14 protein-coding genes are annotated in these 12,204 nt (G+C 71.0%); 6 read left to right on the forward strand and 8 right to left on the reverse strand.

The genetic code is table 11. The features are described from left to right. Window positions 1-9 precede the first annotated feature (9 nt). The 3 genes from ABEA34_RS08660 to ABEA34_RS08670 are packed head-to-tail and all read left to right on the forward strand — an operon-like array spanning window position 10 to window position 1,343. Entirely contained in the window at window positions 10-885 is an 876-nt protein-coding gene (locus tag ABEA34_RS08660; RefSeq protein ID WP_345520842.1) for a 1,4-dihydroxy-2-naphthoate polyprenyltransferase, read from the forward strand. Window positions 886-924: 39 nt separating this feature from the next. After that, complete coding sequence (locus ABEA34_RS08665; RefSeq protein ID WP_345520843.1) at window positions 925-1,170, forward strand: hypothetical protein; 246 nt, start codon at window positions 925-927, stop codon at window positions 1,168-1,170. A 38-nt stretch (window positions 1,171-1,208) separates the two neighbouring features. Beyond that, entirely contained in the window at window positions 1,209-1,343 is a 135-nt protein-coding gene (locus tag ABEA34_RS08670) for a hypothetical protein (RefSeq protein ID WP_345520844.1), read from the forward strand. Between the two features lie 85 nt (window positions 1,344-1,428). Here ABEA34_RS08670 and ABEA34_RS08675 read toward each other — a convergent pair whose 3' ends face one another. Then, on the reverse strand, window positions 1,429-1,689 hold the full coding sequence (locus ABEA34_RS08675) for a DUF4229 domain-containing protein (RefSeq protein WP_345520845.1): 261 nt from the start codon (window positions 1,687-1,689) through the stop codon (window positions 1,429-1,431). 44 nt (window positions 1,690-1,733) lie between these two features. On the opposite strand from ABEA34_RS08675, the gene ABEA34_RS08680 reads away from it, so the two are divergent. Further along, a complete protein-coding gene (locus tag ABEA34_RS08680) occupies window positions 1,734-1,949 on the forward strand; it encodes a hypothetical protein (RefSeq protein WP_345520846.1) in 216 nt (71 codons plus the stop codon). A 67-nt stretch (window positions 1,950-2,016) separates the two neighbouring features. On the opposite strand, the gene ccsB is transcribed toward ABEA34_RS08680, so the two are convergent. Genes ccsB through hemL form a run of 6 tightly spaced genes read right to left on the reverse strand, consistent with a single transcriptional unit; the run spans window position 2,017 to window position 8,003 of the window. Further along, window positions 2,017-3,036: a c-type cytochrome biogenesis protein CcsB gene (ccsB, locus tag ABEA34_RS08685; RefSeq protein ID WP_345520847.1), complete on the reverse strand. Its 1,020-nt coding sequence runs from the start codon at window positions 3,034-3,036 to the stop codon at window positions 2,017-2,019. Beyond that, window positions 3,033-4,634 (reverse strand): cytochrome c biogenesis protein ResB, encoded by a 1,602-nt coding sequence (resB, locus tag ABEA34_RS08690; RefSeq protein ID WP_345520848.1) that lies wholly within the window; start codon window positions 4,632-4,634, stop codon window positions 3,033-3,035. Before resB ends, ccsB begins: the two co-directional genes overlap by 4 nt. Then, on the reverse strand, window positions 4,631-5,392 hold the full coding sequence (locus ABEA34_RS08695) for a cytochrome c biogenesis CcdA family protein (protein WP_345520849.1): 762 nt from the start codon (window positions 5,390-5,392) through the stop codon (window positions 4,631-4,633). The genes resB and ABEA34_RS08695 overlap by 4 nt, the downstream gene beginning before the upstream one ends. Beyond that, complete coding sequence (locus ABEA34_RS08700) at window positions 5,385-5,975, reverse strand: TlpA disulfide reductase family protein (protein ID WP_345520850.1); 591 nt, start codon at window positions 5,973-5,975, stop codon at window positions 5,385-5,387. Before ABEA34_RS08700 ends, ABEA34_RS08695 begins: the two co-directional genes overlap by 8 nt. Further along, window positions 5,972-6,670, reverse strand: a complete 699-nt coding sequence (locus tag ABEA34_RS08705; RefSeq protein WP_345520851.1) for a histidine phosphatase family protein — start codon at window positions 6,668-6,670, stop codon at window positions 5,972-5,974. Before ABEA34_RS08705 ends, ABEA34_RS08700 begins: the two co-directional genes overlap by 4 nt. Window positions 6,671-6,680: 10 nt before the next feature. After that, entirely contained in the window at window positions 6,681-8,003 is a 1,323-nt protein-coding gene (hemL, locus tag ABEA34_RS08710; protein ID WP_345520852.1) for a glutamate-1-semialdehyde 2,1-aminomutase, read from the reverse strand. A gap of 272 nt (window positions 8,004-8,275) precedes the next feature. On the opposite strand from hemL, the gene ABEA34_RS08715 reads away from it, so the two are divergent. Both ABEA34_RS08715 and ABEA34_RS08720 read left to right on the forward strand, forming a co-directional pair. Next, window positions 8,276-9,463, forward strand: a complete 1,188-nt coding sequence (locus ABEA34_RS08715; RefSeq protein ID WP_345520853.1) for a lytic transglycosylase domain-containing protein — start codon at window positions 8,276-8,278, stop codon at window positions 9,461-9,463. A 364-nt stretch (window positions 9,464-9,827) separates the two neighbouring features. Beyond that, window positions 9,828-11,084 (forward strand): HNH endonuclease signature motif containing protein, encoded by a 1,257-nt coding sequence (locus ABEA34_RS08720; RefSeq protein ID WP_345520854.1) that lies wholly within the window; start codon window positions 9,828-9,830, stop codon window positions 11,082-11,084. Between the two features lie 112 nt (window positions 11,085-11,196). Here ABEA34_RS08720 and hemB read toward each other — a convergent pair whose 3' ends face one another. Continuing rightward, window positions 11,197-12,186: a porphobilinogen synthase gene (hemB, locus tag ABEA34_RS08725; protein ID WP_345520855.1), complete on the reverse strand. Its 990-nt coding sequence runs from the start codon at window positions 12,184-12,186 to the stop codon at window positions 11,197-11,199. Between the last annotated feature and the right edge of the window lie 18 nt (window positions 12,187-12,204).

Genomic DNA, 12,204 nt, shown 5'->3' on the forward strand with positions numbered 1-12,204 from the left:
TCCTCGTTTGTGGCAACTCCCGCACAGTGGCTCGCCGGCGCGCGACCGCGCACGCTCCCCGCAGCCGTCTCCCCCGTCCTCGCCGGCACCGGGGTCGCGGCGTACGTCGACGACGCGGTGTGGTGGAAGGCGCTGCTCGCGCTCGTCGTGGCCCTCGCGCTGCAGGTGGCGGTCAACTACGCCAACGACTACTCCGACGGGATCCGCGGCACGGACGCCGACCGGGTCGGGCCGCTGCGGCTCGTCGGGTCGGGGGCCGCACCAGCCGCCGCGGTGAAGCGGGCGGCCTTCCTCGCCTTCGGCGTGGCCGCGGTCGCGGGCCTGGTGCTGGCCGCGACGACCGCCTGGTGGCTGCTCGCCGTAGGCGTCGTGTGCGTGCTCGCCGCGTGGTTCTACACCGGCGGCTCGAAGCCGTACGGCTACCTCGGCCTCGGCGAGGTGATGGTGTTCGTCTTCTTCGGGCTGGTCGCGGTCGTCGGCACGACGTACGTCCAGACGAGGTCGTGGGAGTGGGCGTCGCTCTGGGCCGCCGTCGGCATCGGCGCACTGGCCTGCGCGATCCTGGTCGCCAACAACCTGCGCGACATCCCGACCGACACCGTCGCCGGCAAGCGCACGCTCGCGGTGGTGCTCGGGGACCGGCGCACCCGCCTGCTGTACGCCGTCCTCGTGGTCGTCGCGGCGGCGGCGGTCGTGGCCGTCGCGGTCGTCACCTCCTGGTGCGTGCTGGTGGGCCTCGGCTTCCTGGTGCTGGCGCTCCCCGCGACCCGGACCGTGCTCGGCGGCGCCGTCGGCCCGGGACTGATCCCGGTCCTGCAGCAGACCGGCCTGGCCGAGCTGCTCTGGGCGGTGCTGGTCGCGGCCGCACTCGTGGTCTGCGGCTGACCTCACCCAGACGCTCCCGGTGTGTGCGACATTGTCGCCATGCCCCGAGTCCCGCTGTCCCTCGTGCTGGTCCTCGCGGTCTTCGAGGCCGCGCTCCTGCTGATCGTCGGCGCCGCCATGTGGCACCACGCGCCGAGCCCCGCCGACGGAGCCGTCGGCAAGGGTCTCTTCACGCTTGGGGCAGGAGTCGCGGTCCCGACCTTCGTGCTGGGTTTCCGGATGCTGAACAGCCTCCCGGAGCACGCCCCCTCCGCGAGCGCGCGCAGTGACTGGGACGAGGCCTGACCGGACGGCGGCCACGGCGCCCGGCGTACGCTCGGAGCATGTTCTGGCTGATCGTGCTGATCGTGGTGGTCGCGGCCGTGCTGGCCTACCGCTTCCGGGTGTCGCTGCTCGCGCGGCTCCTCGGCCAGGACCGGTCCCGAATCGACCGGCAGCTCAACCGCCGCAAGGACTGACGGCGGAGGTACGTCTCCCGAGTCGGCGCCGTCGCGAGCGGAGTTTCGCGCCGCGCAGTAGGCGCTTCCGACTCGGGCGACGTACCTAGTCCGCGTCTTCCTTGGACTTCATCTCGTCGATCTTGGCCGTCATCGCCTCGGCGCGCGTCTCCACGCGCCGCGCGAGCGCCTCGCGCGGGTGGTTGAGCAGGAAGTACGACCCCACGCCGCTCATCAGGAACGCGATGATGACCGCCAGCAGGATCGGCACGTGGTCGTCGACCAGGAACCAGATCCCGATGACGATGCCCAGCGAGCCGAGGAAGAGCGCCAGCCGCAGCAGGGTGTAGATCCAGAACTCCTTCACGGGCCCAGGGTAGGCCGTGACCAGGCGGGTCCTACGCTGGAGGGGTGCTGAAGTTCCTGCTCGTCGTGATCCTGGTCGCGGTCGTCATCTACCTGACGACGCGCGCGATCCAGCGGCGTGGCATCGCGCCGACCCCGAGGCCGCGTCCGAAGCGTCCCGAGCCGCCCCGGTTCGTCGGTCCCGACGACGACCCCGACTTCCTCCGCGACCTCGATCGCAAGCGGAAGCACCCGGAGCATCCCGAGGACCCCGACGCCTGACGGGTTGAGTCGGGACTTCTGACGGTTGAGTCCGGACTTCTGACGGTCGAATCTCCCGACTCGAGCGTCAGAAGTCCCGACTCGACGTGTCGGGGACGACCTGGATCTGCTTGGTGCCGGCGTACGAGTGCTGGGACGTCGTCGAGAAGTAGTTGATCCCGATGAAGTTGAACCACAGGGTCGCGACCCCGACGAGCGCGAGGATCGCCGCGTTGCGGCCCTTCCAGCCGGCGGTCGTGCGCGCGTGCAGGTAGGCCGCGTAGACGACCCAGGTGATGAACGCCCAGACCTCCTTGGGGTCCCAGTTCCAGTACGACGACCAGGCCTGGTGCGCCCAGATCGGGCCGGTGATCAGGACCGCGAAGGTCCACACCGGGAAGCCGAAGGCGTGCAGCCGGTACGCCGTGCGGTCGAGCACCTCGGGCTTCGGGAGGCGGGCGACGTACCCGTGCTCGGCGGCCGCACCACCCGCGACCGCCCGGGCCTTGACCAGGTAGAGCGCCGACGTGATGCCGCCGAGGGTGAAGGCGCCGGTGGCGATGATCGCGGAGACGACGTGGATCACCAGCCAGTACGACGAGAGCGCCTCGGTCAGCGGCGCCACCGGGGCGTAGAGCCAGATGACGGCGACCATCAGGATCGTGAGCACGAAGGCGAGCACGATCGGCGCCATCCAGGCCAGTCGGAACTTGCGGTAGAGCGCGACGTAGAGGAACGCGACCACGAACGTGCCGGTCAGCGTGAACTCGTACATGTTGCCCCACGGCACCCGGTTGGGGTCCGCGGCCATGCCGCGCGAGAAGAGCGAGACGGCGTGCACCGCGACCGCGAGGCAGGTGACGAGGTAGCCGAGCCGGCCGAAGAGCGCCGTACGACGGACCCGCTCCTCGGACTCGTCATCGGGGCCGGTCGCGAGCGCCACCCCGCCGGGGATGTCGATCGAGTCCTCGGAGGCACGGCCCGACGCCAGCGGCACCTTGCGCAGGGACGCCCACTCGACGAGGTGCGCCAGGAGGGCGAGGAAGTAGAGCAGCCCCGCGGCGGCGATCGCCTGGTTGCTGAGGCTCTCCCACGCTGTGTCGGTCACGACTCGTCCTCTCGTTGCTGCTGCGACTGGGGGCCTTGCAGGGCGGCCACCAGCTCGTCCACGACGACCGCGACGTCGCCGCCACCGGACCGGTCGAGGGCGGCCACCTCGACCAGTGTGCCGTCACCCTCGCGACGGGCACGAACCCAGACCCGTCGGGGCCGGATGAAGAGCGACCCGAGCAGCCCGACCAGGGCCATGACCACGCCGGTCAGCGCGATCCACTTGCCGGGCGTCTGGCTGATCTGGATCTTGTTCCAGCGCTCGAGCCCGTCGAAGCTCACGGTCCCCAGGCCGTTCGGCAGCTTCACGGACTCGCCCTCGGCGAGGTCGACGCGGTACGGCGCGCCGTTCTTCTTCGTGAGCATCGTGGTCTTCGTCTTGTCGAGCGAGTAGACGGACTGCGCCACTCCATCGTCCATGCCGAGGTCGCCGGTGTAGACGAGCATCGAGATCATCGGGTTGAGCGGCTTGCCGAGGAGCGAGTAGTAGCTGCCGGTGTCCTGGGAGAACGCGACGGTCGGGTAGAACTCGCCCTCCAGCCCGATCTGCGTCGGCTCCGCCTCGGGCGCCTTCACGACGCCGATCGACTGGAAGCTCGGGCTGGTCGGCAGGAACACCGTCGGCCCGCTCTGGACGACGTCGCCGTTGCCGTCACGGATGGTGATGACCGGGGCGTAGCCGTGGCCGATCAGGAACACGTCGGTGTTGCCGATCGTCAGCGGGTGGTTGACCCGCAGGTCGTAGGTCTTCTTCGGGCTGTCGAGCGACTCCTGGTAGGAGAGGTGCGACTTGAAGCCCCGCGCCATGCCGGCCCGCGGGCCCGTCGTCAGCCAGTCGACGTCGAAGTCGTCGATCGAGAACGAGAACGGCTCCATCCGGTCCGCCTGGAAGAGGCTGCCGGGCTTGAACTCGTCGTACTGGTCGGGGCTGTTGGCGAAGCCGTACTGGTCGCCGACCAGCATGATCACGCCGCCCTTGTAGCCGAACAGCCCGCCCATCGCGAAGCCGACCAGCACCACCAGCACGGACAGGTGGAAGACCAGGTTGCCGACCTCGCGGAGGTAGCCGCGCTCGGCCGAGACGGAGTCGCCGCCGTCGGCGACCGAGAGGCGGTAGCGACGACGCTTCAGCAGCGCGGTCGCCCGCTCGAGCGCCACCTCGGGCGCCTCGGTGGTGCCGTACGACGCGTGGTCGGGCAGCCGGGTCAGGTTGCTGGGTGCCTTCGGGGGCTTGGCCCGGATCCCGCGCCAGTAGTGGAAGGTGCGCGGCACGATGCAGCCGACCAGTGAGACCATCAGCAGGATGTAGATCGCCGAGAACCACGCCGAGTCGTAGACCGAGAAGAGGCCGAGCCGCTCGTAGACCGGCGTGAGCTTCGGGTGGTCGGACTGCCAGTTGGAGGTCTTGAGGGCGTCGACGCCGGTCTGCGGGATCACCGAGCCGGGGATCGCCGCGAGGGCCAGCAGGAGCAGCAGGATCAGCGCCGTGCGCATCGACGTGACCTGGCGCCACACCCAGCGCAGCAGCTCGCGGAAGCCCAGCTCGCCGGGGCGCCGGTCGTCCTCGGGCGGACGGGTGGACAGCGAGGTGCTCACACCGACACCTGCGTGGTGTCGACGAGGTGGATCTGCATCCAGCTGACCATCTGGTCCCACCAGCCGGTGAGGAGGAGTACGCCGACCGCGACCAGCATCAGCCCGCCGGCCCGCATCACCCACACCTGGTGGCGGCGTACCCACCCGAAGGCCGACAGCGCCTTCTCGTAGGCCAGCCCGGCCGCGATGAACGGCAGCCCGAGGCCGAGGGCGTAGACCGCGGCCAGCAGCGCGCCGCGTCCGGCCGTGGACTCGGCGAACGCGAGGGTGCTGATCGCGCCGAGGGTCGGGCCGACGCAGGGCGTCCAGCCCAGGCCGAAGAGGAAGCCGATCACCGGGGCGGCGGCGAGGCCGACGGCCGGCACCTGGTGGATGCGGAAGTCACGCTGGAGGAAGGGCAACCAGCCCGCGAAGGCCAGGCCGAGCAGGATCATCAGGACCGCCAGCACGGTCGTGATCTGGTCCTGCCACTCGAACAGCCAGCTGCCCAGGGCACCCGACGCGGTGCCGAGGATGACGAAGACCGTCGCGAACCCGAGGACGAAGAGGACCGAGCCGAGGAACATCCGGCCCCGACGCGTGCCGGCGACACCGTTGGCGAGGTCGGCGCCGGAGAGCCCGGTCGCGTAGGAGAGGTAGCCGGGCAGGACCGGGAGCACGCACGGTGAGAAGAACGACACCAGCCCGGCGATCAGCGCCACCGGGATCGCCAGCACGAGCGAGCCGGAGAGCGCCGTGTCCTTGAACCAGTCACCCATCCGTGGTCCCGCCCGACGACTTGCCGGCGATCTCGTCGACCACGTCGAGGAGCGTCTGCTTGCTCGGGATGTCGCCGGAGATGACCGCGGCGACGCGACCCTCGGCGTCGAGCACGATCGTGGTCGGGATGGCCGCCATCGGCGCCTTGCCGGCGAACGCCAGCGCGGCCTTGCCCTGCACGTCGTAGATCGACGGGTAGTCGGCCCCGACGCTCTTCATGAACGCCAGCCCGTTGTCGGCGCTCGAGTCACGGATGTTGATGCCCAGGAACGCGGCCTCGTCGCCGAGCTCCTTGGCCGCCTTCGACAGCATCGGCATCTCGGAGCGGCACGGGCCACAGCCGGACCACCACTTGTTCACGACCAGCACCTGGCCGCGGTAGTCCTTCGAGTCGATCGGGTCGCCGGTGAGCGACGTGCCCGTGAACTCGACGGCGCCGTCGCGGTCGGACGGGTCGATCACCCGGACCTGGCCGTCCCCACTGATGAAGCCCTTGTTGCCGGTCTCGCCGAGCGAGGTGCAGGCGGTCAGGGCGAGCAGCAGCGGCGCGGCGCACCCGACGAGGATCCCCTTCAGGGTCACGGACGCTGCTCCTCGGGTGCCCCGCCGGCGGAGAACGGCGCCTTCTTGTCCTTGAGCGGGATCAGGTCGCCGGCCGGCTCCGAGTAGCTCACCTGCGTGATCCGGTCGCCGACGAAGTGCAGGGACGTCAGCGAGCACAGCGTGCACTGCCGCCGACGCGGGTCGTGCAGCTGGCGGCGGCCCTCGACGTGCAGGCGCGTGGTCCAGATCGGCAGCTGGTGGGAGACGATCACGGCCTCGTGGCCGACGGCGGCGGCGCGGGCGTCCTCGACCGCGGCCATCATCCGGGCGACGATCTGCTTGTGCGGCTCGCCCCACGACGGCGTGACGGGGTTGTAGAAGTGCCGCCAGATGCTGGGCCGCTTGATGATCGACCAGGCGCCCTGGCCGAAGCTCAGGCCCTCGAGCTTGTTGCCCGACTCGATCACCCGGTCGTCGGTGACGATCTCCAGGCCGCGCGCGGCCGCGAGCGGACGGGCGGTCTCCTGCGCCCGCTCCAGCGGCGAGGCCCGCAGGTGCACGATGTCGCGGTCGCCGATGCTCTCCGCGATCCGCTCGGCCATCCGGTTGCCGAGCGCCGAGAGGTGGAAGCCGTCGCGGCGTCCGTAGAGGATGCCCTCCGGGTTGTGCACCTCGCCGTGGCGCAGCAGGTGCACGATCGTGTCGGGGCTGTGCTGGTTCTCTGGGAGGCTCACTGGGTCTCTCCTACGCCTGGGCGGCGGCGGCCGCACGGGCTGCGTCGGGCAGCGCGTCGAGCACGGTCTGCACGGCGCGGTCGTCGTGGGCGGCGGACAGGAACCACGCCTCGTACGCCGACGGCGGGAGGTAGACCCCGGCGTCGAGCATCGCGTGGAAGAAGGCGGCGTACGCCGTGGAGTCGGTGCGCGACGCATCCGTGAAGTCGCGGACCGTGCCCTCGGCGAAGAAGACCGAGAACATCGTGCCGGTGGACTGCACGACGTGGGCGACGCCGGCCTTGCTCAGGGCGTCGGACGCCGCGGCCTTGATCGTGTCGGCCGCGGCCCCGATGTGGTCGTAGACCTCGTCGGTCGCGAGCCGGAGCGTCGCGAGCCCGGCCGTGGTGGCGATGGGGTTCCCGGACAGGGTGCCGGCCTGGTAGACGGGGCCCTCCGGGGCGAGGTGCGACATGACGTCGGCCCGGCCCCCGAACGCCGCGGCCGGGAAGCCACCGCCCATCACCTTGCCGAAGGTCATCAGGTCCGGACGCCAGCCCTCGACGGCCCCGTCGAGTCCCCACTGACCCAGCTTGCTGGCGCGGAAGCCGGTCATCACCTCGTCGCTGACGAAGAGCGCGCCGTACCGGCTGCAGGTCTCCGCCAGGAAGGCGTTGAAGCCGGGCTCGGGCGGGACGACGCCCATGTTGCCGGGCGCGGCCTCGGTGATGAGGCAGGCGATCCGGTCGGGGTACTCGGCGAAGACCTTCTCGACCGCGGCCCGGTCGTTGTAGGGCAGCACCAGGGTCAGCTCGGTCGACGAGACCGGGACCCCCGGGGTGCCGGGGAGCGCGAACGTCGCCAGGCCCGAGCCGGCGGAGGCCAGCAGGGAGTCGACGTGACCGTGGTAGCAGCCGGCGAACTTCACGATGACGTCGCGACCGGTGAAGCCGCGGGCCAAGCGGATCGCCGACATGGTCGCCTCGGTGCCCGACGACACGAAGCGGACCCGCTCGACCGGGGTGCGGCCGACGATCTCCTCGGCGAGCTGGACCTCCGGCTCGGTGGGGGTGCCGTACGACGTACCGCGGGCGACCGCCTCCGCGACCCGGGCCTGCACCTCGGGGTGGGCGTGCCCGAGCAGCATCGGGCCCCAGGAGCAGATGAGGTCGACGTACTCGTTGCCGTCGACGTCGGTCAGCCAGGCGCCGGCCGCTGACCGGATGAACCGCGGGGTGCCGCCGACCGCGTTGAACGCCCGCACCGGCGAGTTCACCCCTCCCGGGGTCACCGCCAGTGCCCGCTCGAAGAGCGCGGCGCTCGCGGTGGTCTCAGGGGTGGGTCGGCCGGTCACCGGCCCATTGTCCCCGAGCGCACCAACCGGCTCCCGGCGAGGTCCCCCACGAGCGCGAGGGGGGTGGGCCAGACCACGTCCCGGCCGGATCGCCATGGCCATGGAGAACGTGTTTCACCGTCATGACCTGCGGGAATGGTCGTCTCACGAGTGAACGGCTGCACGGCTCCGCCCAGCGACGTACCGTAACCGGTGAGGGGCTCGGTCGTTTGACGTCCGTCACACGGGGTGCGGGGAGCACGCCGAGTCCGAGGGAGCAGGAGCACAGGGAAATGACCAGGTCCACAGCGCGCTTCGGTCGCGGCCACAAGATCATGGCCCTCGTTCCGCTGGCCGTCCTCTCGATCGCCTGGACCGCGAGCATCGCGACGACCGGCGCCGGCACCGCCCTCGCCGACGCGAACACCGACCACACCCTGCCAGACGGGACCAGCCTCCCGACGGAGGCCATCGAGGCCCCCGCCAGCGTCTCGGCAGCGGGCGGCGTCGCCCCCGGCATCACCGGCGACGCCCAGCAGGCGGTCGCGACCGCCTCGACCTCCGGCATCCCGGCCGCCGCGCTCGCGGCCTACCAGCGGGCCGAGACCGTCATCAACTCCGCCGATGACCGCTGCCACCTGTCGTGGCAGCTGATCGCCGCGATCGGCCGGGTCGAGTCCGACCACGGCCGCACCAACGGCAACTCGCTCGACAGCAAGGGCGTCGCCGAGCCCGGCATCTTCGGTCCCCCGCTGAGCGGCGCCGACGGCACGAGCAAGATCGCCGATACCGACGCCGGGCAGTACGACGCGGACAGCACCTGGGACCGCGCGGTCGGCCCGATGCAGTTCATCCCCTCCACCTGGTCGGTGGTGGGCGTGGACGCCGACGGCGACGGCCAGCGCAACCCGCAGGACGTGGACGACGCGGCGCTCGCCACCGCCGTCTACCTCTGCTCCGGCGGCGACGACCTCAGCACCACGGCGGGCCAGCGTGCCGCCGTCTACCGCTACAACCACAGCCAGTCGTACGTCGACCTCGTGCTGTCGATCATGGCGGCCTACCTCGACGGCGAGTTCACCTCCGTGCCCAACGGCGTCACCTCCGCCGGGTACGTCGTCCCGCAGCTGCCCGGCGCGACCGGTGGCGGCGGTGGCAAGTCGCACCACGGCGGCAAGCACCACCCTGGCAAGGGCCCCGGCGGCGGCAACGACAACGGTGGCACCAGCCAGCCCAGCACATCGCCGACGACCTCGCCGACCCAGCACCCGAGCACCCCGGCCGTCCCCACCGACGGCCCGAAGGTGCCGCTGCCCACGCTGACGCTGCCGCCGCTGCCCTCCACCTCGGTCGGCCCGGTCGACCAGCTGCTCACCGAGGTCCAGGCCCGCGCCCAGTGCCTGCTCGACGGCTACGTCGACAACCCGCTCAAGAGCGACGACCCGTACGACCAGTGCGTGTACGCGTACACGCACCACTGACGGAGGACGCGTCAGGCCCGCACTGTCGGTCGGCTGCGGGTCCGCTCGGGTCGGCCGCCGACAGGCGATGACAGCGGGTACGGCGGGTAGCTGGTTGCGGTCCGCGCCCGGCTTTCCGGTGGTCGAGCAGCGAGCGTCGTCTGTCAGTGGGCTGCGGGTCCGCTCGGGTAGGCCGCCGATAGGCAGCAACGCCGGGTACGGCGGGCAGCGGGTTGCGGTCGCCGCCCGGCTTTCCGACCGCCGGCAACCACCCACCGGCGGCCGCGAAGAATCCTTCGGAAGTATTTCTGGAAAGTGTCCACATCCCGGTCAAAACAAGGGTTCTGAGCACCTGACTGTCGGTGGCCAGTGCTTGGCTAGACCCATGAGCGAAGGCCAGGACACCACTCGATCCGGGGAGTCGTACGACTCGCCGGACCAGGTGCTGGCCGCGCTCCACGACCGCCACCTGGTGGTGAACCAAGCAGAGATCGACAAGCTGCACCTGGCCGTGCAGTGGGCGGTCATGAACCCCACCGACACCCTGGACGATGCCGCCACCGTGGACGGCACCCAGGGCGAGCTTGCGGTCGCCGGACCTGGTGCGCCGTTGGTGGCGGAGTTCTGCGTCGGTGACCTCGCCCTCGCGTTGGGCATGTCGACCGACGCCGGCAGGACCTACCTGGGTGATGCGGTCGAGATCCGCTACCGGCTCCCGAAGATCTGGGCCGCGGTGACGTCGGGTCGGGTGCAGGTCTGGAAGGCCCGCAAGATCGCGCAGGCCACCAAGCCGCTGTGCCGTGACGGTGCGCGTCACGTGGACGCCCACCTGGCCCACTACGTGGGGCGGTGTTCGTTCGCGCAGATCGACCGGGCCGTCGAGGACGCCATCAGGCTCTTCGACCCCGAGCTCGCGGAGAAGCGGCGCCGGGAGGCCGCGGACGAACGCTGCCTGGATGTGGACCTGGACCAGGTGTCCTTCAACGGCACCGTCCACGTCGACGGGGAGCTCGACCTGGCGGATGCGATCGACTTCAACGACGCCATCACCGCCGGCGCCAAAGAGCTCGCCGCCCTCGGCTCCACCGAATCGTTGAACGTGCGCCGGTCCATGGCCGCCGGGGCGCTCGCCCGCCGCGAGCTGACCCTCGACCTCACGACGGAAGAGCGGCCGGCCCCGCGGAAGCGGGAACTGGTGATCTACGTGCACCTGTCGGAGGCAGGTGTCGCGGGTGTCGAGAACACCCGGTCCGCCGTGTCGGTCGACCAGGTGAAGGGCTGGTGCACCGGCACCAACACCAAGGTGATCATCCGCCCGGTCATCGACCTCAACGAAGACCTGTCGACGGACGCCTACCGACCGACCGAGGCGACGCGCGAGCAGGCGGTGCTGACCAACGCGACCTGCGTGTTCCCGCACTGCACCCGACCAGCAAGACCGGCCGACCTCGACCATCTCGAGAACTTCGACGGCACCAACACCGAGTCCCCCAACCTCGCGCCCCTCTGTCGGGGTCACCACCGGTACAAGACCCACGGCGGCTGGACCGTGCGACGGACCGGACCCACGACCTTCACCTGGACCACCCCGTACGGGTACTCCTACGCCTGGGACACCACCCACACCCGACATACCCGCTGACCACACCCCGCCGGCACCGCCGGCGGGGCCACACCCATGTCGAGGCTGCTACGTCCGGTCGATCCGCACCAGGACGCCGCGCTCGTGCTGCCGCACCTCGACGACGCTCAGCTCATCGGGACGCAGCCGCTCGCATCAGCCGGGCGGCCTCGGCGGCCCAGTAGGTGAGCACGATGTCGGCGCCGGCCCGGCGGATCGACGTGAGCGTCTCGAAGATCGCGGCCTCGCGGTCGATCCAGCCGTTAGCCGCGGCGGCCTCGACCATGGCGTACTCGCCGGAGATGTTGTAGGCCGCGACCGGTACGTCGACGGCGGCGCGGACCCGCTGCACCACGTCGAGGTAGGCCAGCGCCGGCTTGACCATCACGATGTCGGCGCCCTCGGCGACGTCGAGCAGTGCCTCCCGGACGCCCTCGCGGGCGTTGCCGGGGTCCTGCTGGTAGGTGCGCCGGTCGCCCTCGAGCGACGAGTCGACGGCCTCGCGGAAGGGACCGAAGAAGGCGGAGGCGTACTTCGCGGAGTAGGCCAGGATCGAGACGTCGGTGTGTTCGGCGTCGTCGAGCGCGGCCCGGATCACCGCGACCTGGCCGTCCATCATGCCGCTGGGGCCGACCATGTCGACGCCGGCGTGGGCCTGCGCGCGCGCCATCTCGGCGTACGCCGCCAGCGTGCGGTCGTTGTCGACCCTGCCGTCCGCCGTCAGCACGCCGCAGTGACCGTGGTCGGTGAACTCGTCGAGGCACAGGTCGCTCATCACCGTGAGCGCGTCGCCGACCTCGGCGACCACGTCGGTGATCGCGAGGTTGAGGACGCCGGCGGGGTCGATGCCGCCCGAGCCGGTGGCGTCCTTGGTCTCGGGGATCCCGAAGAGCATGACGCCGCCGAGCCCGAGGTCGGCGGCCTCGGCCACCGCCTTGAGCAGGGAGTCGCGGGTGTGCTGGACGACACCGGGCATCGACGAGATCGGCTTCGGCTCGGCGAGTCCCTCACGGACGAAGAGCGGCAGCACGAGCTGGCGCGCCTCGAGCGACGTCTCCCCGACCATCCGGCGCAGGGCCGGGGTGGTGCGCAGCCGTCGTGGCCGGACCAGGGGTCCGGCCACCGGGGGGACGTCGCGCTC

It is taken from the genome of Nocardioides conyzicola, assembly GCF_039543825.1.
In the GTDB taxonomy this organism is placed as follows: Bacteria; Actinomycetota; Actinomycetes; order Propionibacteriales; family Nocardioidaceae; genus Nocardioides; species Nocardioides conyzicola.

Coding starts and splice junctions, on each gene's coding strand:
- ABEA34_RS08665 (WP_345520843.1), top strand. CDS start 925: ATGCCCCGAGTCCCGCTGTCCCTCGTGCTGGTCCTCGCGGTCTTCGAG.
- ABEA34_RS08670 (WP_345520844.1), top strand. CDS start 1,209: ATGTTCTGGCTGATCGTGCTGATCGTGGTGGTCGCGGCCGTGCTGGCC.
- ABEA34_RS08695 (WP_345520849.1), bottom strand. CDS start 5,392: ATGGGTGACTGGTTCAAGGACACGGCGCTCTCCGGCTCGCTCGTGCTG.
- ABEA34_RS08715 (WP_345520853.1), top strand. CDS start 8,276: ATGACCAGGTCCACAGCGCGCTTCGGTCGCGGCCACAAGATCATGGCC.
- ABEA34_RS08720 (WP_345520854.1), top strand. CDS start 9,828: ATGAGCGAAGGCCAGGACACCACTCGATCCGGGGAGTCGTACGACTCG.